Annotated in this window: 15 protein-coding genes; 2 read left to right on the top strand and 13 right to left on the bottom strand. The window is 73.4% G+C overall.

Annotated elements, in window-relative coordinates; genetic code table 11:
- Positions 1–8: 8 nt before the first annotated feature.
- From CLV43_RS24135 to CLV43_RS24115, 5 genes are all read right to left on the bottom strand, one after another.
- Positions 9–1,184 carry a cytochrome P450 gene (locus CLV43_RS24135; protein WP_146174887.1) on the bottom strand — a complete coding sequence of 392 codons (1,176 nt, stop codon included), beginning with the start codon at positions 1,182–1,184 and terminating at the stop codon, positions 9–11.
- Between the two features lie 82 nt (positions 1,185–1,266).
- On the bottom strand, positions 1,267–4,149 hold the full coding sequence (locus tag CLV43_RS24130) for an ATP-binding protein (RefSeq protein ID WP_170155986.1): 2,883 nt from the start codon (positions 4,147–4,149) through the stop codon (positions 1,267–1,269).
- 2 nt (positions 4,150–4,151) lie between these two features.
- On the bottom strand, positions 4,152–7,094 hold the full coding sequence (locus CLV43_RS24125; RefSeq protein WP_106189542.1) for a helix-turn-helix transcriptional regulator: 2,943 nt from the start codon (positions 7,092–7,094) through the stop codon (positions 4,152–4,154).
- Positions 7,095–7,327: 233 nt separating this feature from the next.
- Positions 7,328–8,050, bottom strand: a complete 723-nt coding sequence (locus CLV43_RS24120) for a PAS domain S-box protein (RefSeq protein ID WP_170155985.1) — start codon at positions 8,048–8,050, stop codon at positions 7,328–7,330.
- 976 nt (positions 8,051–9,026) lie between these two features.
- A complete protein-coding gene (locus tag CLV43_RS24115) occupies positions 9,027–9,308 on the bottom strand; it encodes a hypothetical protein (RefSeq protein WP_106189540.1) in 282 nt (93 codons plus the stop codon).
- 626 nt (positions 9,309–9,934) lie between these two features.
- Between CLV43_RS24115 and CLV43_RS24110 the strand changes: the two genes are divergently transcribed.
- Positions 9,935–11,815 carry a helix-turn-helix transcriptional regulator gene (locus tag CLV43_RS24110; RefSeq protein WP_106189539.1) on the top strand — a complete coding sequence of 627 codons (1,881 nt, stop codon included), beginning with the start codon at positions 9,935–9,937 and terminating at the stop codon, positions 11,813–11,815.
- A gap of 15 nt (positions 11,816–11,830) precedes the next feature.
- Here CLV43_RS24110 and CLV43_RS24105 read toward each other — a convergent pair whose 3' ends face one another.
- The 7 genes from CLV43_RS24105 to CLV43_RS24080 all read right to left on the bottom strand — a co-directional run bounded on the left by CLV43_RS24105 (position 11,831) and on the right by CLV43_RS24080 (position 19,335).
- Entirely contained in the window at positions 11,831–12,544 is a 714-nt protein-coding gene (locus CLV43_RS24105) for an NAD-dependent epimerase/dehydratase family protein (RefSeq protein ID WP_106189538.1), read from the bottom strand.
- Positions 12,545–12,655: 111 nt separating this feature from the next.
- A complete protein-coding gene (locus CLV43_RS24100) occupies positions 12,656–15,898 on the bottom strand; it encodes an ATP-binding protein (RefSeq protein WP_211304521.1) in 3,243 nt (1,080 codons plus the stop codon).
- Between the two features lie 19 nt (positions 15,899–15,917).
- Positions 15,918–16,676: a dienelactone hydrolase family protein gene (locus CLV43_RS24095; RefSeq protein ID WP_106189537.1), complete on the bottom strand. Its 759-nt coding sequence runs from the start codon at positions 16,674–16,676 to the stop codon at positions 15,918–15,920.
- A gap of 31 nt (positions 16,677–16,707) precedes the next feature.
- Positions 16,708–17,850, bottom strand: coding sequence for an FAD-dependent oxidoreductase (locus tag CLV43_RS24090; protein WP_106189536.1), 1,143 nt, complete (start codon positions 17,848–17,850; stop codon positions 16,708–16,710).
- A gap of 159 nt (positions 17,851–18,009) precedes the next feature.
- Entirely contained in the window at positions 18,010–18,429 is a 420-nt protein-coding gene (locus CLV43_RS50480) for a transposase (RefSeq protein ID WP_425445775.1), read from the bottom strand.
- A gap of 244 nt (positions 18,430–18,673) precedes the next feature.
- A complete protein-coding gene (locus CLV43_RS50475) occupies positions 18,674–18,892 on the bottom strand; it encodes a transposase (RefSeq protein WP_425445774.1) in 219 nt (72 codons plus the stop codon).
- A 173-nt stretch (positions 18,893–19,065) separates the two neighbouring features.
- On the bottom strand, positions 19,066–19,335 hold the full coding sequence (locus CLV43_RS24080) for a helix-turn-helix domain-containing protein (protein WP_106189535.1): 270 nt from the start codon (positions 19,333–19,335) through the stop codon (positions 19,066–19,068).
- Between the two features lie 88 nt (positions 19,336–19,423).
- On the opposite strand from CLV43_RS24080, the gene map reads away from it, so the two are divergent.
- Positions 19,424–20,248 (top strand): type I methionyl aminopeptidase, encoded by an 825-nt coding sequence (map, locus tag CLV43_RS24075; protein WP_106189534.1) that lies wholly within the window; start codon positions 19,424–19,426, stop codon positions 20,246–20,248.
- A 143-nt stretch (positions 20,249–20,391) separates the two neighbouring features.
- On the opposite strand, the gene CLV43_RS24070 is transcribed toward map, so the two are convergent.
- On the bottom strand, positions 20,392–21,105 hold the full coding sequence (locus CLV43_RS24070) for a FadR/GntR family transcriptional regulator (protein WP_106189533.1): 714 nt from the start codon (positions 21,103–21,105) through the stop codon (positions 20,392–20,394).
- Positions 21,106–21,143: the final 38 nt, after the last annotated feature.

The following is a 21,143-nucleotide window of genomic DNA, read 5'->3' as shown; positions in this document are numbered from 1 at the left end:
GCGGGCGGTCACCAGGCGATCAGGAGCCGGTCCATGGTGGAGCTCAGCCGGGCCTGCTCGGTGCCCGCCGCGGCCTCTTCCGCCGCGTCGGGCAGGCGCAGGGTCGGGAACCGGGCGAGCAGCGCCCTGACCGCGATGGCCAGCTCCATCCGCGCCAGCGGGGCACCGAGGCAGTGCCAGACGCCGTGCGCGAAAGCCAGGTGCGGGTTGGACTTCCGGCCGAAGTCGATCTCGTCGGCGTTCTCGAAGACGCGCTCGTCGAAGTTCGCCAGCGCGAAGTCGGGCAGCACCAGGTCCCCGGCGCGGATCGTCACCCCGGCGATCTCGATGTCCTCCGCCGCGTAGTGCGGGTGCGCCCCGCCGCCGTAGGTCGCGGTGCGCAGCAGCTCCTCCACCGCCGCCGGGACCAGGTCGGTGTCCTTGATCAGCGCGTCCCTCAGGTCCGGGTTGGCGGCCAGGCGGCCGAGTCCGTAGCCGATGCTGTTCGCGACGCTGTCACCGCCCGCGAACATCAGCATGGTGCCCAGCCTGGCGACCTCGTCGTCGGCCAGGCCCGCCGCGACCAGCCCGGACAGCACGTCGTTGCCGCGTTCCAGCCGCTTGCCGGCCACCCGCTCCTGAAGGTACTGGCCGACCTTGGTGGCGTGCTTGCGCGCGTGGTCCTGCTCGTCGAGGACCGCCATCTCGTAGAGCATCCCGTGCAGGGAACGCCACTCCGAGTCGGGGATGCCGACGAACGCGCACAGGACGCGCATCCCCATCGGCACCGAGAAGTGCTCCTGGAGGTCCACCGGCGGCGTGCGGGCCGCCAGCGAGTCGACCAGCTCGTCCACGATGGACACGACGAGGGGCTCGATGGCGCGCATGGCGGACTGGGAGAAGAACGGCGTGAGCACGGCCCGGAACCTGGAGTGGTCGATCGGCTCCGACCGCACCATGTCGAAGATGGGGCTCTGCACGTACTGCGCCGCGTTCGTCGGGTCCGGGTGCGACCGCACCAGCTTGCGGTTCACCAGCAGGGCCCGGATCTCGGCGTGCCGCACCACCAGCCAGGCCTCGTCGCCCGCGGGCGTGCGCACCTTCCAGATCGGCTGCTTGGCCTGGAGCTCGCGCAGGTAGTCGTTCTGCCCGAACAGGGGCGAGAACATCTCGGTCATCCTCGGCAGCTCATCGGCTGAGGTCACTGTTGTTTCCTCTCAAAGATGTTGCGGATGACCAGTCTCAAGGGGTGCCCGTCCGGAAAACCCTAGTGGTTCCAACGACTTGCTACCGCGACCACCAGCCGCTGCCCGGCGTCACGGGCACCTGCGCCGGTTCGCGGTCGTCGCCGTCCGCGGAGCGCAGGCCGTCGGCCAGCGCCGCCCGGCCCGACACCTCCAGCTTGCGGTAGGCGCTCGTGAGGTGCTTCTCCACGGTGCGCAGGGCCACGGCCAGCTCGTCCGCGATCTCCCGGTTGGTCCTGCCGTCGACGACCAGCCGGGCCACCCGCAGCTCGGCGTGCGTCAGCTCGAGCCGCCCGGTGCCGCGGTCGGCCCCGGCCAGGTGCGCGGTCGCCCGCCTGGCGAGCCAGTCCGCGCCGCACCTGGTGGCCAGGTCGCGGCCGTCGCGCAGGACCTGGTCGGCGCGGGGGTCCCCGTCGGCCCGCAGCATGCCGCCCAGCTGCGTCAACGCCTTCGCCCTGAGCAGCGCGCTGGCCGAGCCCGCCAGCACGTCGACGGCGCGCTGGGTCAGGTCGACGCCCTCCGCTCCCCCGGCCAGCATCCCCCGCAGCAGCAGGGCGCTACCCATCGCGGCGGGCGCGCCCCACCGCACCGCGAGCGCGTGGTCCTCGTCGGCCAGCCGGTGCGCGGAGTCCAGGTCGCCGAGCTTCAGGTACGAGGTCGCGGCCCACTTGCGCCAGGGGTGCAGCACGGGGTTGGTCCACCCGGCGTCCTCGAGCAGCTGTCCGCAGTCCAGGACGTAGCCGAGCCCTCCGCGCGGGTCGGTCCGACCGACGAGGAAACCGCGCAGCAGCAACAGGACCGCGTTCCTGCCGACCCGCGGGTACGCGCCCGCGCGGCGCGAGGTGCGTTCGAGCACCGCCTCGCCCAGCTGCACGTCCCCGGTCTCGAGCGCGACCGCGGCCAGGGTCACGCTCGCCGCCCCCAGCCCGTCCGACCAGCCGTCGTCGGCGAGGTTCCACGCCTCGGTCGCCATGGCCTTGGCCGCGCGCAGGTCGCCGAGCCCGATGTGCACGAGCGCCTGCTCGCAGCGGATGCCCACCTGCGCCGTCAGCGAGTTGCGCAGGCGCGCCTGGTTCAGCGCCACGTCCAGCCAGGGGACCGCCCGCTGCACGGCGTCGGCCGCCAGCAGCACGGGGGTGAGCATCGGCAGCAGGGTGTGCACGTGGGCGAAGTCCGGCCGTTCCGCGGCCAGCAGGCGGCTGCTCATGTCCGCGACGACCCGCGCGGGCAGCCGCAGCCGCACGGTGCCGGTGTGCAGCAGCGCGGTGGCCAGCTCGCGCGCGCCGCCGGTGGACAGGTCCGGTCGGGCGTCCGGCTCGCCCAGCGCGTCGACGTCGGCGAACAGGTCGGACACCGCCCACTCGTTGACCAGGCTCAGCCTGCCCTTCAGCCGCAGCGCGAGGTCCCTGGTCTGGCCGGTCAGCGCGTCCGGGGTGCCGAGGTCGGCGGCGGCCCGCTCGACGACGTTCCGCGCGCGCTCGGAGACCCCGACGAGCAGGAGCGGCGCGATCCGGGAGACCGCTAGGGCCCGGTCGTACGCGGAGGAGAGCAGTGGAAGGGCCTGCATGACGTGCCGGATGGCCGCGTTGGAGTCGAACTCGCGCTCGGCGGTGGCCAGGTCGACCAGCAGCGCCGCGCGGTCGGCCCCGTCGGGTGGGCACACCTGCAGCGCCCGGCGCAGGCAGTGGGCGGCCAGGACGGGCGCGCCCCGGTCCAGCGCGTCGGTGGCGGCCGACCTCAGCGCGGCGGTCGCCCGGTCGTCGCCCTGGCTCATCGTCGCGAGCAGGTGCGTCGCCGTCTGCTCCGCCGAGCGCCCGCTGTCGTGCAGCAGCAACGCGGCGTTGAGCTGGATGTGCTCGCGCTCGGTCGCGGACATGACCTGTTCGACGGCCTCCTGCACGACGGGGTGGCAGAACCGGTGCGGCAGGCCCGCCGCGAGCAGGCCGAGCCTGCTCAGGACGGTCAGCGCCTCCGCGCACGCCTCGGCGGTGATGCCGAGGAGCCTGCAGAGCAGCTCGCGGTCGGTCAGTTCGCCCAGCACGCTCATCGCCTGGGCCACGTCCCGCACCCCGAGCGGGAGGGCCATCAGGCAGGCGGTGAACCGGGCGCGCAGCCGTTCCGGCCGGGAGGTGCGCACCAGTGCCGCACCCTCGGCGGTCGGCGGCACGCCGCGGGCCGCCAGCGAGGCGAGCAGGCTGACGAGGAACAGCGGGTTGCCGCCGGAGGTCGTCTGGCACGCCCACACGAACTCGTCCTGCCCGGCCGTGTAGAACTCCGCGTGCACCAGCACCCGCGTGCTCGCGATCCCCAACGGGCCCAGCGGCAGCACCCGCGTCGCGGCCTCGACGATCCGCCGGACCGCCTCCTGGTTGACGGGCTCCACCCCTTCGCGCAGGGCGAGGACGACGGTGGCGGCGGTACCCGCCAGGTGCTCGGACAGCAGCCCGAGCCAGCGCAGCGACGCGGCGTCCACCCACTGGAGGTCGTCCACGAGGATCAGCAGCGGCGTGTCGGCGCTGAGGTTGCGCACCAGCGCCAGCAGCCCCCGCAACGCCTCGGGCGTGGCGTACTCGGACTCGGGCACGTCGTGCTCGAAGGCCCGGTAGGTGAACAGCGGGCGGCAGGCGTCCGCGCCCTGCAGCCACCTCTCCCTGGCGGGCTTGGGCGAGGCGACCATGACCGGGTCGAGCAGCTGGTGGACCACACCCAGCGAGTGGTCCTGCTCCAGCCACGCGCCGTTGGCCCGCAGCACCCGGATGCCCTCGTCCGCCGAGTCGCGCCCCACCAGGGTGGGCAGCCCGCCCAGGAACGTCGTGCGCCCGGCACCGACCGCACCGGTCACCAGCAGCAGCGAGCCGTTGCCCTTGCGGGCCTCGCGCACCGCGTCGGTGACGGCGGCCAGCCCGCCCTCCCGCTCCAGGAACACGCTCAGCCCCTCTCGGCGCCGGTGGGGACGCCGAGGTGCGCGTCCCGGCCCGGCGGACCGTCGTCGTGTCCCCGGTGCCGCGGCGGCGTGCCGGGGAGCATCTCGGCCAGCGCGGACCGCCTGGAGACGCCGAGCTTGCGGTAGATGTTGGTCAGGTGCATCTCGACCGTCCGGACGGTGACGAAGAGGGCCTCGGCGATCTCCTTGTTGCTGCTGCCCCGCGCGGCGATGTCGGCGACCCTGCGCTCCGCCTCCGTCAGGTTGTCCACGGCGGACCGGCCGGACTGGCGGCGCCTCCCGCCCGCGGCGGCGTGGAACCGGCCCGCCGTCCGCACGAGCGCGGTGGACCCGCACAGGGTGGCCAGGTCCATCGAGACGCGCAGGTGCTTGCGGGCCGCCCCGGCGTCGCCCAGCCTCAGCTGGGCGGCGCCCAGCCTGCGCTCGGCGTGCGCGAGATCCAGCTGCGCGGGGCTCGTGGACAGCACGCGCACGGCCTCCTCCAGCAGCTCCACCGCGCGGGTGCCCGCACTGGCGGTCCCCTCCGCCAGCAGCCCCAGCCCGATCGCGCGCGGCGTCGGCCAGCGCCGGGCCAGGTCCTGCCCCTCCTCCGCGACGCGGCGCGCCTCCGCCGTCCGCCCCAGCCGGGTCAGCACGCTCACCGCGCCGACCCACCACGGCGCGACCACCGGGTTGGTGACACCGCACTCGGCCAGGGCGCGTCCGCAGGCGAGCAGGTGCTCCAGAGCGGCGTCCAGGTCACCCGCCACCCACCGGGCGTGGCCCCTCGCGAGCAGGTAGAACCGCCACTCGTCGACCACCTCCTCGATGCGGGGCCCCTCGACCAGGTCCAGCAGGTGATCGGCCCGGTCCGGTTGGTCCTGCGCCGTGAAGGTGAGGGCGCGCACGATCTCCGGCATCGCGGTGCGGGCCTGTCCGGGAGTCCGCGCGGCCAGCGCGCGGTCGCCCTCCGCCGCCGCGGCGTGCAGGTCGCCGGTCGAGTTGTGCAGGAGCGCGCGGCCCGCCAGGGCGAGGACGTGCCCCGCCGACGTGTGCTCGCCGCCCCGGTCGGCGATCCAGCCGTACACCGCGTGCGAGGCCTCGACCTCGTCGGCCAGGCGCAGCGCGCGGGCGGCGTGGAGGATCGCCCAGTCCCCGGTGTCGGGCAGCACGCGCGTCGCGCGGGTGGCCCAGTCGACCACGCGGCCCACCGGCTGGCACTCGTCCGCGGCCAGCGCGGACATGACGGCGAGCACCTGCCGTTCCCCTGGGCTGTGCCCGGACGGCGGGGTCGTCGCGCGCGCCCTCGCGCGGACGAGGCCGACCGTCGACCGCTCGACGGTACCGGTGGCGAGCAGCACCCACTCGACCATCGCGAGCAGCTCCCGGTCAGCGGGCGACGGACGGTCGCCCACCACCAGGTTCAGCTCGTCGAGCACCCCGCCGACCACGCGGACGCCCTCGGGCGCCCGGCGCGCGACGAGCGCGGTGCAGCCGAACTGGGCGGCGATGACCGCCCTGGTCCGCGGGTCGGTCGTCTCGGAGATCGCGATGTCCAGCTGCCTCAGCGCCGCCACCGGGTCGGACTCGGCCAGCGACCGGGCGAGGTCGACCCGCAGGTGCGGTCGGGCGGCCTCGTCCCGACCGAGGGCGATGGCGCGGCGCAGGTAACCGACCGCGACCCCGTGGGCGTGCCGCCGCTGGGCGCACGCGGCCGCCTCGACCAGCACGCCCAGCATCCAGGACTCCGGCAGGTCGGACAGCAGCATCAGGTGCCCGGCGATGTCCTCGGCCGCCCACCCGGCGTCGTTGAGCAGCCTCGCGGCCTTGGAGCGCAGCCGCTCGACCTCCTCCCCCGCGATCCGCCCGATCATGCTGGCCGACAGGGAGTCGTGCGCGAACCCGAGCGAGCCGGGCTGGAGCACGTCGATGCGGCGCAGCGCGTCCAGCGCCTCGGAGACCTGTCTGGGCGGGACCCCGGCCAGCTCCCCGAGCGACTGCGGGCCGACGTCCCCGGACATGCCGTCCAGCACCGCCACCGCCGTGGCGACGGCGCGCACCGGCTCCGGCTGCTCGACGAGCCGGTCCAGCGCCGACTCGACGACGACCGCGCCGCCGACGCGGGCCACCGCGCCCGCTCCGGTCGCGTCCGTGCTGACACCGGACCGCGCCAGCTCCTCCAGCAGCCGGCGCAGCAGCAGCGGGTTGCCCCTGGACACGTCCGCGCACGAGCGGACGAACAGCGGGTCCAGCCGGTCGTCCAGGGCGATGCCCGCCAGCTCGGCGACGTCGGCCGGGGCGAGCGGCGGGAGGTCCACGGTCTCCGCGCGGGAGTCGGCGACCATGCCCGCCAGGATGTCCTGGGCGAGGCCGTGGGTGTCGGTGCGCTGACCGAGCACCACCAGCAGCGGCAGCCGGTCCGCGCGGCGCAGCAGGAACTCCAGCCAGCGCAACGAGAGCTCGTCGCACCACTGCGCGTCGTCGAGCACGATCGCCAGCGGCCGGTCGGTCATCACCTCCGCGGCGAGCCAGAACAGGCCGTAGAGCACCTGGTAGTGCAGCAGCCGCGGCATGTCGGCACCGGCCGAGCGGCTGGCGGTCAGCGCCTCCCGCGCCCACTTGGCCCCGACCCTGGCCCGGTGCCGCGCGGTCACGTCGTCCGCGGCGTCGGCGACCTCCGCCGGAGCGAACAGGGCGCGCACGGTGGAGTACCCGATCTCGCGGTCGGTCTCCGGGCAGGTCGCGTCCAGGACGAGGAACTCGTTGTGCCGGAGCACGTCCCGCCGCACCGCGGCGAGCAGGCTCGTGCGGCCCACACCCGCGGGGCCGCGCACCACGACGAGCCGCGCGTGGCCCGCGTGCGCGGCCTTGGCGCACTCCGACAGCCGGGACAACTCGGTCGACCGGCCGAGCAACGGCCAGTCACTCGCTGCGGGCTTGTCCGGCATCCCTTACCCTTCGGTCTTCCAGCGTGTCTGCTGACAACCCGCGGGACCGCACGACAAGGCCGCGGAAACCTCGTGCACAGCCCAGGGGTGAAACGCGAGCCGGTCCTCCGACCGCACAATCCGCTCAGTGCATGAATACCAGATGCGCACCCGCGGAGCCCGTCCGCCGGTAAACGCCTTCGGTCACGGGCGACGCGCGAGCACGCGCGAGAAGGGGGAAGGAAAATTCCCGTTCAGCTCGCCGGGTCGACCCGCCAGGAGGGCGCTACCCTCGGCGGCCACACACCGACGCTGAGAATGCCCAACTCGTAGGCCTTGGACACCAAAGAAGCGCGGTTCGGCACTTCGAGCGCCCGTAACATCGCGCCGACGTGGTATTCGACACCCTGTCGGCTCAAGTACAACTGCGTCGCCAGCTGCATGGTGGAGACACCGGCGGCGACGCCTTCCAGGACGCGTCCGCCCATCCCGGTGAAACGCAGTCCTTTCTTCCCCGACACCGACAGCGGGCCGACCGCGTGGTCGTAGGGGACGAAAACGGCGAACATGCTGATCGACCACTCGGACCGGCCACCCGCCGGGATCACGCTCAGGTCGCCCAGCACGGCGCCGTCGCCCTTGCGCAGCAGCACGACGTTCTCGACCACCTGCCCGCGACCCCCGTCGGCGAGCGTCGCCAGCCGCTGCCGCACGTTGACCAGGAACGCGGGGTGCAGGAAGTCGGCGAGGGCCAGGCCCCGCACCTCGTCGGCGGACCGGTTGACCACCCTCAGGAAATCGTCGTTCGCCTCGACGACGCGGTCGTCGAGGTCAATGCAGAAAATACCGAGTCCCGACCAGTCGAACAATGACCTGTACAGGCGATCCGAGGACCCCACCCGATATCGGTCGTCGTCGCCGGCAGACCCCGGATCGGCCACCGTGGGGTCGATGAAACCAACATCCCGCTCGAACAAGGTACCTCCACTGACCAAGACACTGCCATACACCGGGACACTGCCGTGCACACTTTTCCGACGACTCGACATCAGGTTCGAATCGGGCCGGGATCAGGACCCCGACAATTATTACGGGAGGATCCGTAACGATGCAATGATTCGAGACGGGTGCCCCGCCTAAGTGTGCGGCAACCAGCCGTCAAGTGCGGTCGCCGTTAGGCCGTTCGGACGTACTCCGCTGTACCGGACAGTCGAGTAAATGTGACTCACGGTGACCAATGTCCGGGCGGACAACGGTGTCCACCGCCACATCGGTCACGAAATGTGACCGCGAGCCGCCCGCCGCGGAATGCACACCCATCCCCTCGCGACAGCCGCACCCACCCCGGACAACCCGGCAACCTGCACGAACACCGAATCCGCGGCACAACGGTCGATATCGCCCCACCGGACTCCGCACACCCCGGTGGCCGAACTAGCCAAGCCCCCTACCAGGAGGGCGGCTCCACCACCACCGCGGGTGGCGAGATCGTGCCACCCCGGAACCGCGGACAGACCGAACTATCCACTTTTCCAGCGTGACTGCCATCACAAACTCCTGTTCCGGCAATTGTTGCAACCGTTCGCATTCGGCGGACCACTCCGGCTTCGGGCGCGGCGGCGGACGCGATATCCACAGCGCGTCACCACGGGTGGCGGACACCTCGTCCACAATGCGGGAATCGACCGGGTGCGTCTCGAATGGCGCGGTCGCGCGCGGCACGTCGAAGGCGTTCCTGTCAACGCACGGCGGGTGAACAGCGACACCGGGCCGGAATCGGCACGCGGGAGTCCTCAGGACCGCGGGACCAAGGCGAAATTGATTCGGGAATTGCCCGAAGCCGATCCACTGGGCGTGGTGGTCTACCGTCGGCCACCGCGTTCGCGCAGGTGAGCACGGGCGCGCGGGTACCGCGCGGCCCGGATGCGGGCCGCGCGGTACGGCGTCCCGACGTCAGGCGATGTGCGGTCGACGACCGCCGATGCCCTCGTCGTCGGCGTTGCTCCACAGGTCGGGGTCGTACGGCGCGTCCGGCACGTAGACCACCTCGTCGGGCGCGTAGCCGGGCACCGGGACCAGGTTCGGCAGGTCGGCGGCGTCGATCTCCAGCCGCTCCACGCCGTTCACGAGGCGCCGGATCACCGCGTGGTCGCCGTGGGCGGCGCGCAACGCCCCGAGGCAGCGGCGCAGCTCACCGAGCGCACGGTGCAGGTCGGAGTTCTTCGCACTCGTCACGGGAACCTCCCAGTTCGTCCTACCGGCTCGTCCTCGTCGCATTTCGACGGGGTGTCGCAGGACACCCCGCACCCCGACCATTCAGGCCCACCGACGAACTGACAAGGACCTCCGGCATCTCCTGGTGATTCCCCAGCAAGGATCGCCCGGAAGGCTCTCGAGTCCCGGTGCGGGAGCCGAGGCGGAATGCGTTTTCGCCACGGCTCCCGGTGAACTCCCGACCACGGGGCGGATCTTCGCCATCGTCTTCCACCCGAGACGCGGACCGGCGAGCGATGACGCACTTCCACCGGATCCGCACCTTTGATTTCCCTACACATCCGCACCGGGAGCCGTCGGGCGAAGAATCGTCGATAACATCGGCGGCACACCGCAGCCCGCATCTCCCGAACCGACGGGAAAGCACCCGACGACGATCGGGAGCGCATCCGCTCCGACCATTTCCGGAGCGGTTCCCACCGAATCCGGTCGCTTCTCCGCCGTCCCCGCAACGGTCCGGAACCCGGTGCTGCCGCCGCTTTCCCGCCACGCCCCGCGCGGACGGGGTCGCCATGACAGCGGCCCCGGCCTCCGACCCGCCGCGCGGCGAGCGGGTGCCGGGACCGCCAGGCTGAGGAGGTCGTCCCATGTACACGGCGAAGAACACCGCACTGCACCACACCCTCGCGGAGCTCCGCCGCTGCCTCGTGCTGCTGCACGCCAAGCACGGCAACCACGCGGTGATCCAGCGCCTCGCGAGCGGGCTCGGGCGGTTGGAGATCGACGCGGCGGACCTGCCGGGCCCCCGGCGCGGACCGGCCGACGCCGTGCTCCCGGACGCGGGCGGCACCACGGCGCCCTGGCTCCACGTCGTGCACGAGGGCGAGGACGGCGAGCCCGCGAAGTGGGCCCTGCTCGACGACCAGGTCGAGGACGCGCTCGAGTACCTGGAGCTCGCGATCCGCGACCGCGCCGACGAGGTCCCCGTCGAGCTCACGATGATGCTGGCGCGCCTCAGGCTCCGGCTCAGCCCGGCCACCGCGCTCCAGCAGGTGCCGGTGCTGGCCGAGGCGATGCGCGAGGGCAGGCTGCACGGCCGCGGCCTGCTCTGGTTCGTCCGCTTCCTCGTCCTGCACGGCCGCGCCGACGACGTCGCCGAAGGTCTCGCGCGGCTCGTCGAGAGGATGGACGAGCTGGACGAGCACAGCAGGGCCGAGCTGGTGAGCACCCGGATGTGGGCCGCCTACTCGCACCCCGAGCTCGCCCGCGGGCTGCCGCCGGTGCCGTCGGGCCCCGACCGGGCGCCGGTCGAGGTGGACGTGCCGGTCAGGGCCGCCACGGCGTTGACCGACCTGATCGGCCGCGAGCTCGACGACGCGGCGACGGACGCGGAGCGCGTCCTGAAGGAGGCCGATCCCAGCGAGGAGCCGGGCGAGCCCGTCCGGGAGGCGCTGCACACGCTGCTGTACCTGGAGAAGCTCGGCAGCGTGAAGTCGTGGTGCGACACCTTCCTCACCGAGGGGCCCGAGGCGTCCGGCGCCCCCGAGTGGCGGCGGGAGCTGGCGGTGGTCCGCGCCCAGGCCGCGCTGCGGACGGGCGACCTCCCCGCCGCCCGCGAGTACGCCCGGTTCGCGCTGGAGGGGATCGGTCCCGGCACCAGCGGTGCCGACATCGGCATGGCGCTCGGGACGCTGGTGCGGGCGAGCACCGCGATGGGGAAGTTCGCCGAGGCGGCCGAGACGCTGGAACTGGGTGTGCCCCAGCACCTCTACCGCGTCCAGCACGGGTTGCAGCACTACCTGTTCGCCAAGGGCTGCCACCACCTGGCGACCCGGCAGCTGCCCGCCGCGCTGAACGACTTCCTGTCCTGCGGCGAGCTGGTGGTGGAGTGGAAGGTGGACTCGCCGGGGATCCTGCCGTGGCGCACCGGTGCCGCCGAGGTGTACCTGTTGCTGGGCAACCAGGCCAAGGCCAGGGAGCTCGTCGACGAGCAGCTGGCGCTGCCGGTGGCCGGACCGTCGCCCTCGCGCGGCACGGCGTTGCGGATCAAGGCCGCCACCGTGCGGTCCCGGCGCCGCTCCCAGCTGCTGCACCAGGCCCTGGACGAGCTCCAGGCCGCGGGCGCCCAGCTGGAGGTCGCCCGTGTGCTGGCCGACCTGAGCAGGCTGCACCACGAGCTGGGCGAGCGCGACCGGGCCCGCGTGACGATCCGGCGGGCCTGGTGGCTGGCCAAGGACTGCCAGGCGGAACCGCTGTGCGACGAGCTGATCCCCGACCGGAACCGCCGTGCCATCGGCAGACCCGAGGGCACCGAGGCGGAGGTGGGGCTCGCCGCGCTGTCCGACGCCGAACGGCGGGTCGCCGGACTGGCCGCCCTCGGGCACACCAACCGGGAGATCGCGAACAAGCTCTACGTCACGACCAGCACCGTCGAACAGCACCTGACCAAGGCGTACCGCAAGCTCAACGTCACGCACCGCAGGAGCCTGCCCGCCGTGCTGCGCAACGACGTCATCTCCACCGCCTGACGGCGCTCGGACCCCCTAGCCGAACATGCTGCAGTTCGGGAACTGGTACGGCTCGTCGTCGCCGATGTCGAGCTCCGCGCTGTCGTCCACGGGCCGGTAGCCGAGTTCGGCGCGCGCGTTGGCGATGTCCCAGCGGGCCGGGGTGTTGGCCGAGACCCCGAAGTAGGCGCCGAACCGCACGTCGGCGGTCAGCGCGGACAGGACGAGCTGCCGGGCGTCGCGGTCGGAGAGCCACAGGTCGGCGTACCGGCGTTCGAGCAGCGGGTAGCCGGTGGAGCCCAGCCGCAGGCAGACCACCGACACGCCGTACCGCTCGGCGTGGCGCCTGCCGAGCTCCTCGACGTCGACTTTGCTTTCCCCGTAAGCACAACACGGTCCGGGAGTCCACTCAGGACTGATCAGCCCAGCGCCTGCCCCGTGGTAGTGCCCCATCGCGTGCACCGAGCTGGCCAGCACGATCCGCGGGACCTGGTCTCCGCACGCCGCGAGCAGGGTGTCGGTGACGACGGTGTTGCCCTGGTGCGCGGTCTCCCGGTCCTGGCCGGGACTGGGGCTCCCGGCGAGGTGGAGGACCGCGGTGGCGCCGCGGACGGCCTCGGCGGCCTGGTCGGGGTCGGACAGGTCCAGCCGCAGCGCGCCGGGTCGGTTGTCCACCAGGCGGACGTCCGGCGGCAGCACGGGCCCCAGCACCGTCGCCACCCGGCCCAGGCCACCGGTCACGATCAGCATCCCGCACCTCCGGTGGCCCAGCCTGGCCCATCGACCGGCGGCGCGTCCAGGCGGTTCGCCACCGATGTCGTCCGGTCGGCTTCGGTGATCCGCACCCGCGACCGGATCGCGCTACCCGAGCAGGCCGTCCATCAGTGCGCCGACCCGGACGTGGACGGCGGCCGCCGTCAGCCCGGAGGCCTCGGCCAGCAGCAGCTCACGGCTCCGCCGGTCCCCCAGCGCGGCCGCGAGCCGGTCGCCGCGCCCCTGCGGGAAGAACCGGCTCGGGCTCGCGCCGACCCGCGTTCCGATCGCCCACAGCTCTCGCGCGGTCGCCGTGTCACCGCGGAACGCGGCCAGCTCGGCCCCACCCATCGCCCACGCCCCGAGCAGCGGGCGGTCGTAGGTGCTCAGCACCTCTGCGCGGGACTGCCGAAGCGCGTCGGCGGCCCGCGCGTCCGCACCGGCGGACGTCCCGTCAGCAGCTCCTGCGACCCACAGGCGGAGGACGGCGACCGCGACCCGGAACACGGTCCGGCGTCGTGCCGGGCCGGGAGCACCGGTGTCCGCGACCGCCCGCAGCAGCTCGTCGGCGTGGGTCAGCACGTCGTCGTACCGACCGCGCCGCCAGGCCAGCTGGGCCAGGCCGAGCGCGGCCTGGCAGGCGTCCGCCTCGTCGGGCCGCTCCGAGCCCGCGATCTCCACCAGCCGGTGCTCGGCCTCGACGTCGCCCGCCAACGCCAGCTGCGTGTCCAGCAGCACCCTGGTGGACCGGGCGTCCTGGGCCGCGCCGACCAGCGCCAGGTGCCGTTCGCTGCGGCGCAGCCACTCGTCGGTGCGCCGGTCGGGGTCCGCGCCGGTCGAGTGCCCGGCGGCGTGGGCGGCCATCCCCATCCCCCACGGGTCGCCGACGGCCTCGAACCGGCGGTAGGCCAGCTCGGCGTCGCCGACCGCGTCCCGCGGGGTGCCCGCGTCCTCTACCAGGACGGCCCGGACGAAGTACCCCATGCCCTGGACGTAGGGGTCGGGGTGCGCGACGAGGGCGTCGGCCAGGCTCCGGTCGGGGTCCGTCCGCTCCAACAGGGGCAGCGCCGACGCCAACGCGGTGGTGCGGGGCGACACGTCGTCGGGGCGCTCCGCGAGCAGGGTCCGCAAGGCGCGGCGGGCGAGCACGGTGAGCCGTGCGGGGCCGGTGTTCCCGGCGTTGACGGCGACCAGCACGCACAGCAGCGCGAGCCGGTCGGCGTGCGGCAGGGGGCGGCCGCTCGCCCGGCCGCGCAGGACCGCCGACCGCGACCGCGCCGCGGGGTCGTCGACGTGCAGCAGCGTGCGCGCCCGCGCACTGGCCTCGAAGTGCCTGCCGCGCACGGTCCACAGCTGGAACAGGGCGGTGGCGACGTCGACCGCGGCGACCTCGTCATCGTGGTCCTGCGCCCACTGCAAGGCCGCGACCAGGTTGTCCTGGTCCGCCGCGCACGACTCCAGCGCGGCGACCTGGGCGGGGCCCACGAAGTCGGCGGCCAGCGCCACCGCGCGCCGCCGGGCCCAGCCGAGCAGCCCGGCCATGGCGGCCTCGCGCCCGCCCGCCGCGTCGAGCCCGGCCTCGCCGTACTCTCGGACCGTCTCCAGCATCCGGTAGCGGGCGGTGCCGTCGCCGTCCTCCAGCCGCAGCAGGGACTGCTCGACCAGGATCGCCAGCCCCGCGGGTGTGCCGCCCGCCGTGGCGAGGGCGAGGTCCGCGGTGAACGGGGCCGGGAGGACGGCGAGCCGTTGCAGCAGCCGCTGTTCGCCGGGGTCGAGCAGCTCGCGGCTCCAGTCGACCATCGCCCACAGCCCGGCGTGCCGTTCGGGCAGACCGCGCAGCGCGTCGTCGAGCAGCGCGAACCGGTCGCCGAGCCCCGCCAGCACGTCGTCGATGGGCATGTGCCGCAGCCGGGCGGCGGCCAGTTCGAGGGCGAGCGGCAGGTTGTCGAGGCGGTGGCACAGCGCCAGCGCCCGGTCCCGGCCCCACGCGGGCACCGCTCCCCCGGCCCGCACCCGTGCCCCGAGCAGGGCGAGCGCCTCGTCGTCGGGCAGCGCGGGCAGCCGGTGGACGACCTCGCCGACCAGGCCCAGCGGCGCCCGGCTGGTGGCGAGCACGCCGACCTCGGGCGCCGCCACGGCCAGCAGGTCGGCCACGACGGACGCGGCGGCGTCCAGGACGTGCTCGCAGTTGTCGAGCACCAGCAGCCCGTCGAGCTCCGGGCCGATGGCCCGCAGCCGTTCCCGCGGGTCGAGCACCCTGCGGTCCACCGGTGGCGTGCCCGTGCCGGCCAGGACCGCGAGGACGGTGGGCAGCACCTCGGCCGGTGACCGCAACCCGGCCAGCTCGACGACGCGGACCGTCCGGGAACCGGCGGCCGAGCGGACGACCTCGGCGGCCAGCCGGGTCTTGCCCGCCCCGCCGGTCGCGACCACGGTCACCAGCCGCGCCTCCAGCAGCGCCGTGGTGACCGCGGCGAGATCCTCCTGGCGGCCCACCAACGCCGTCGTCGCCCGACGCCAGGCCGCGGGCAGCCCGTCCGTCCTCTTCGGACGGTCGACCGTGAGCTGTCCGCGCAGCAGAGCCAGGTGCGCCTCGGCCAGCACCGGTGACGGGTCGGTGCCGTACCGGTCGGCCAGCTCGACGCGCACCCGCTCGACGACGTCGAGGGCTTCCGCGTCACGCCCCTGCGCCGCGAGCACCCGCACGAGCAGCGCGGCGGCGGGCTCGTCGGGCGGGACCCTGGTGGCCAACCGGCGCAGGTCCGCCTCGTCGAACGGGCCGCCGCGGGCCAAAGCGGCCTCGGCCCGCAGCGCGACGACGTCGGCGAAGAGCCGGGCGCCACCCGCGTCGGCCAGCTCCGGGACCTCCGGGAACAGCGCCCGCGCCTCGTCGGCGCGGCCCCGCGCGCGGACCGCGTTGCCCTCCGCCAGGGCCTGGCGGCCGCGGTCGGCCAGCGCGCGGACCGCGACGGCGTCGACCTGCACCCCGTCGGCCGGGATCCGGTACCCGCCCGACGCGGCCACGACCGGCACGCCGAGCCTGCGCACGCGGGCGACCAGCGCCTGCAACGCGCCCGCCGCGTCGTCGGGTGGGGCGCCCTGCCACACCGCGTCGACCAAGGCGCCGGTGGAGACCGTGCGGCCCCTGGCGTCGACGAGCTCGCGGATCACCGCGGCCAACCGGTCGCCCCGCACCGGGCGACCGTCCACCGCCAGTGGGCCGAGCGTCGTGATCCGCACACCACCATCATCGCCCACCCGCTCCCGTGCGCCGGGCGGGTGCCACCGCTCCGCCGGGGTCGCGGTGCGCCTCGGCGTGGTGGCCGCGCGGCCGACCGGTCCCGCGGCCACCACCGCTACCCGACCCGCGTCACCGGTGCGATCCCACGGTGCTGTCGAGCAGCCCGAGGAGGTTGCGCCAGTGCCGCTGCTCCGCCTCGGCGTGGTAGGACACCGTGTCGGTCATCGTGAAACCGTGCGGCGCGCCCCGGTAGACCTCCGAGCGGAACCGCACGCCCGCCGCGGCCAGGGCTTCTTCGAGCCGGTCGATCTGCTCGCGCGGCATGCCGTGGTCCTGGTCGGCGTGCGCGAAGTAGACCTCGCCGGTGATCCGGCCGACCCCCAGGTGCGGGCTGTCCGGTTCGCCGGTGGCCAGCCCTCCGCCGTGGAAGCCCGCCAGCGCGGCGATCCGGTCCGGGAACGCCGTGATCGCCTTGAACGCGTTGTTGCCGCCCATGCAGTAGCCGACGATCGCGTCCGGCCCGAGCGCCATCCCGTCCCGCGCGTCCAGGAAGTCGAGGTACGCCAGGGTGTCGCGGGTGATCGCCGCGGTGTCCAGCGCCTTGATCAGCTCCACGAGCCTGCCGATGATCCCGTCGCGCCGCTCGGGGTCGCCGAGGCCGGCCGGGTCGGCCATCCGCCCGCTTCCGCTGCGGTAGAACAGGTTCGGCGCCAGCACGGCGTACCCGTGCCCGGCGATCCGCTCGACCATCTCGAACAGCCGCGGCCTCAGCCCCAGCGCGTCCATGTAGAACAGCACCCCCGGGAACGGTCCGTCCCCGTCGGGGCGGGCGAAGTACGCGTCGGCCACCCCGTCGGGAGTGCGCACGCCCACTGCCGTCTTGTGCATCTCCCTGCCTCCTGTGGAAGTCCCGGACCGCTCAGGCACCCGCGAACCGGTCGGCCAGCAGGTTGATCAGCTTCGGGGCCGCGTTGTCGCCCAGGAGGATCTCGTTGTTGGCGACGCCCGCGGCCGAGGACGCGGCGCTGCGGGGGAACATCGCCCGCTCGTACTCGGCGAGCGCGGCCTCGACGTCACCGGGGTGCGCGGCGATGGCCGCGCCGAGCTCGGCGCCGTCCTGCAGCGCCAGGTTCGCGCCCTCCCCGTTCGGCGGCTGGAGGTGGGCGGCGTCGCCGACCAGGGTCACCCCCGGCACGCGGTCCCACCGGTGCTCGACGGGCAGCGTGTAGTGGGGGCGGTAGACGGGGACGGTGTCGCTGTCGGTGATCAGCGCGGTCAGCTCGGGCGCCCAGCCCTCGACCTCCCGCGCGACCGCCGCGGTCGCCTCGACGGCGTCGGTGAAGTCGATGCCCGCGAACCAGTCCAGCGGCCTGGCCAGCCAGAGGTAGGCGTGCAGGTGCCCGTCGGCCTCCCGGTGGACGAGGAAGACCTTCCCGCTCGCGGTCTTGTCGAACACCATCAGCGCCCCGTCACCGACCGCCTTCGCGACGGTGGGGTGACGGGTGTCGCCGTCGAACAGGAAGGTCTCGATGGACGAGTTGCCCGCGTACTCGGGCCTGACGTCGGTGAGCAGCGGCCGCACCTGCGACCACGCGCCGTCCGCGCCGACCAGGACGTCCGCGACGACGGTCGTGCCGTTGCCGAAGGACACCTCGTGGCGGCCCCCGCCGAGCGAGCGCACGCCGTCGACCCGGTGCCCCCACCGGACGGTGCCCTCCGGCAGCGAGTCGAGCAGCATCCTCCTCAGCTCGGCCCGCTGCGCCTCGGGGCTGTCGCCGGTGCCGTCGTCGGCCTTCTCGAACAGGACGGTCCCGTCGGTGTCGACGACCCGCATGGCCTCCCGGCCCCGCAGGACGATGCTCCGGAACTCCTCCATCAACCCGGCCGCCTCCAGTGCGGGCTGGCCGTTGTAGTCGTGGATGTCCAGCATCCCGCCCTGCGCCCGCGCCGTCGGCGACGCCTCCGCCTCGTAGACGGTGGACGCGATGCCGTGGACGTGCAGGACGCGGGCCAGCGCGAGGCCGCCCAGGCCCGCGCCGACGATCGTGACTGGAACGCTCATGGTCTTGTTCCTCCGGTGACTGCCGTTGGTGTGGTCGTGACGCCGGTCAGGACGTCATGCCCACGACAGTGCGCGGCTCCACCGACACGGCACCGACATGCCACCGACACGGCCGCGTGGCCGTGTCGGTCGGGGAAGAGCGGTGAATGGCGGGGAGGGCTAGGGCCTGTATCGAAGTCGATCAGAACCATTCGTTGATCGCTGCGACATGCACGGTGGCCTCGTAACGCACGGCAAGTTTGTCGTACCGAGTAGCCACCCCACGGTGACGCTTGAGCCGGTTGATACCGCACTCCACCGCATGGCGTTGCTTGTAGTCCTCGGGGTCGAAGGCCGGTGGCCTGCCGCCCTTGGACCCCTTGGCCTTGCGATGCGCGTCCTGATCGACCTTGCTCGGGATCGTCGCCTGATCCCGCGTCGGCGAAGGTGCTCGCGGTTGGCCTTGGACGTGTACGCCTTGTCGGCCAATACCCGGTCCGGGCGAGTCCGGGGCCGACCACCGGCCGCCCGAGGAACCCGGATCCCCCGCAACACCGGGATGAATTGCGGGCTGTCGCCCCGCTGACCGGCGGTCAGCACGATCGACAACGGCTTCCGGCCCTGCTCGCAGCCCAGGTGCAGCTTCGTGGTCCACCCGCCGCGGGAACGGCCCAACGCGTGATCATCGGGCTCGATGACGATCCCGCCCGGCGGCTCCGCCTGCAGATCCCCCTTTTCCGGGCACCCGCCGCATGCTGGTGCGCCCGCGCGATCGTGGAATCCACACTGACATCCCACGTGACCCGCCCGGCGGCATCGGCTCGGGCTTGCAGCGCGGTCAGGATCACCTGCCACACACCGGCCCGCTGCCAACGCCGGAATAACGCGTACACCGCCGACCAGGAGCCATATGTCGCGGGAATGTCGCGGGAATGTCCCGCCATGGCGCACCGACACGGACCCGCCACCGGATCCCGTCGACCAGTTGCCGCTTGCTCCACAACGACGGTCGACCCGACCGGGACGGTTGGGGCAACAACGATTCCAGCATCGCCCACTGCACGTCGGTCAGGTCGAACCGCCCCGTCACCGCTAGGGTGTTCACGAGGTCTCCGGTGTTCAGGTTCTTCTTGGTCGACGAACCGATTACCGGAGACCTCGCTCATTTTTGATCATCAACACGCTGAACAGCGCCAACCTAGATCGAAGTCACCTCAGCCGACTTCGATACAGGCCCTAGGAGACGGCTTTCAGCGGTTGGCCGTCGCCGCGCCAGGCGAGCGCGAGCTCCTGGACCGGGAGGCCGAGGGCCTCGCCGATGCACACGATCGTGCCGAACCCCGGTGACGGCAGCCTGCCGGTCTCGATCTTGCGCAGGGTCTCCGGCGAGATGCCGGCCGCGTGCGCCACGTCGGCCGGGTCGCGCTCCGCCCGCGCCCGGCGCAGCAGCGCGCCGAGGCGCCTGCCTGCTTCGATCTGCTCGGGGGTGAGCGGTTGGCGGACCATGCCCCCAGGATACGGTTGGTATTACTATACCGGCAAGTGCTAACGTGATCGGTATAGTAATACCAACCCCTGGTGACGCGAGGTACCCGTGATCGAGCTGAAGACGCCTGCGGAGATCGACCGCATGCACGTGACCGGGCGCTTCGTCGCCGAGGTCCTGACCGAGGTCGGCAAGCTCGCCGACGTGGGCGTCAACCTGATGGACCTCGAGCACCACGTGCGCGGCATGATCGAGCGGCGCGGCGCGGAGTCGTGCTACTGGGACTACGCGCCGTCCTTCGGCCGCGGCCCGTTCCGCAACGTGATCTGCCTGTCGGTCAACGACGCCGTCCTGCACGGCCTCCCCCACGACTACGTGCTGCGCGACGGCGACGTGCTCAGCGCGGACATCGCGGTCAGCATCGACGGCTGGGTGGCCGACTCCGCGCGCACGGTCATCGTCGGCACCCCCGCCGAGGAGGACCAGCGGATCATCCGCGCCACCGAGGAGGCGCTGGAGGCCGCGATCGACGCCGCGCGCCCCGGCAACCGCCTCGGCGACATCTCGGCCGCCATCTGGGAGGTGGCCCGCGGCCACGGCTACCCGGTCAACACCGAGTTCGGCGGCCACGGCATCGGCCGCACCATGCACGAGGAGCTGCACGTCTCCAACAAGGGCAAGGCGGGCCGCGGCCTGAAGCTGCGCCCCGGCCTGACCCTCGCGCTCGAACCGTGGTTCGCCGCCACGACCGACCGCATCGTCTACGACCCCGACGGCTGGACCATCCGGTCGGCCGACGGCTCGCGCACCGCCCACTCCGAGCACACCGTCGCCATCACCGAGAACGGCCCCGTGGTGCTCACCAGGCGGGAGGACGAGACCCCCGCGTCGAAGACCGGTTCCGCCGGTCGGACGTCCACGAAGGACGCTTGACCCCGACCGCGGAGGTTGTCCGCCATCGCGCGTTTGCACCTGACACAGGGCAGGACACCCGCGCGGTGACCATTGGATTCGGTCGACGCTGAAGCCACGGAGATCACAAACGCGGCTACCCGGACACGGTCCACGCGGGATGGTCAGGCCGAGGGGCCGTCCGCGTCCCGGCCCGCCTCGAACAAGGTGACGGTTTCCGCGAGGTGGGCCTGGGTGGCCGCCACGGCGGCGTCCGGGTCGCCCGCTTCGATGGCGTCGACGAGCACCTCGTGCCGGTCGTTGGCCCGGCGCAGCTCGACCACGTCGGCGACGACGAGCAGGGCGGGCTCCAGCGAGCGGCGCAGCACCTCGTACAGCTCGACGAGCACGGAGTTGGCGGAGGCCTCGGCGGCGATGCGGTGGAAGCGCGAGTCGGCCTCGATGAACGCGGTGACGTCGCCGGTCTCGGCGTGCCCTCGGCAGTCCCGCACGGCCGTGCGCAGCGCCGCGACCTGCTCGTCGGTCCGCCGCAACGGCGCCGTGCGGGCCACCAGTGTCTCCAGGGCGGCGCGCACCTCGAACACCTCCGGCACCCTGGCGGCGGCGAGGCGGGTGGCGAGGTCGTCCTCCCGCGGTCGCCCGACGTAGGTCCCGCTGCCCTGCTTGATGTCCAGGACGCCCGCGTGCCCGAGGACCCGGATGGCCTCGCGCAGCGTGGAGCGCCCGACGCCGAGCCGCCGGGCGAGGTCGGGCTCGCTGGGCAGCCGGTCCCCCACCTCCAGGCCCTCACCGCTGATCAGCTCGCGCACGCTGGCGATGACCTGGTCGACGAGGGGTCTGCGCTGCGGTGGTGTCGACGGCCGCCACTGGTCGATCATGGTCGCCAGGTTACGGCAGCACCACCGACCGGGGACGG

The sequence above is a fragment of the Umezawaea tangerina genome (assembly GCF_003002815.1).
Taxonomy (GTDB): Bacteria; Actinomycetota; Actinomycetes; order Mycobacteriales; family Pseudonocardiaceae; genus Umezawaea; species Umezawaea tangerina.
This window is presented reverse-complemented; position numbering and strand designations above follow the sequence as displayed.

What these genes read in the sequence shown, in the direction of transcription:
- CLV43_RS24105 (WP_106189538.1), bottom strand. Translation starts at nt 12,544, where the DNA reads ATGCTGATCGTGACCGGTGGCCTGGGCCGGGTGGCGACGGTGCTGGGG.
- CLV43_RS24110 (WP_106189539.1), top strand. Translation starts at nt 9,935, where the DNA reads ATGTACACGGCGAAGAACACCGCACTGCACCACACCCTCGCGGAGCTC.
- CLV43_RS24070 (WP_106189533.1), bottom strand. Translation starts at nt 21,105, where the DNA reads ATGATCGACCAGTGGCGGCCGTCGACACCACCGCAGCGCAGACCCCTC.
- CLV43_RS24090 (WP_106189536.1), bottom strand. Translation starts at nt 17,850, where the DNA reads ATGAGCGTTCCAGTCACGATCGTCGGCGCGGGCCTGGGCGGCCTCGCG.
- CLV43_RS24080 (WP_106189535.1), bottom strand. Translation starts at nt 19,335, where the DNA reads ATGGTCCGCCAACCGCTCACCCCCGAGCAGATCGAAGCAGGCAGGCGC.
- CLV43_RS24125 (WP_106189542.1), bottom strand. Translation starts at nt 7,094, where the DNA reads ATGCCGGACAAGCCCGCAGCGAGTGACTGGCCGTTGCTCGGCCGGTCG.
- CLV43_RS24095 (WP_106189537.1), bottom strand. Translation starts at nt 16,676, where the DNA reads ATGCACAAGACGGCAGTGGGCGTGCGCACTCCCGACGGGGTGGCCGAC.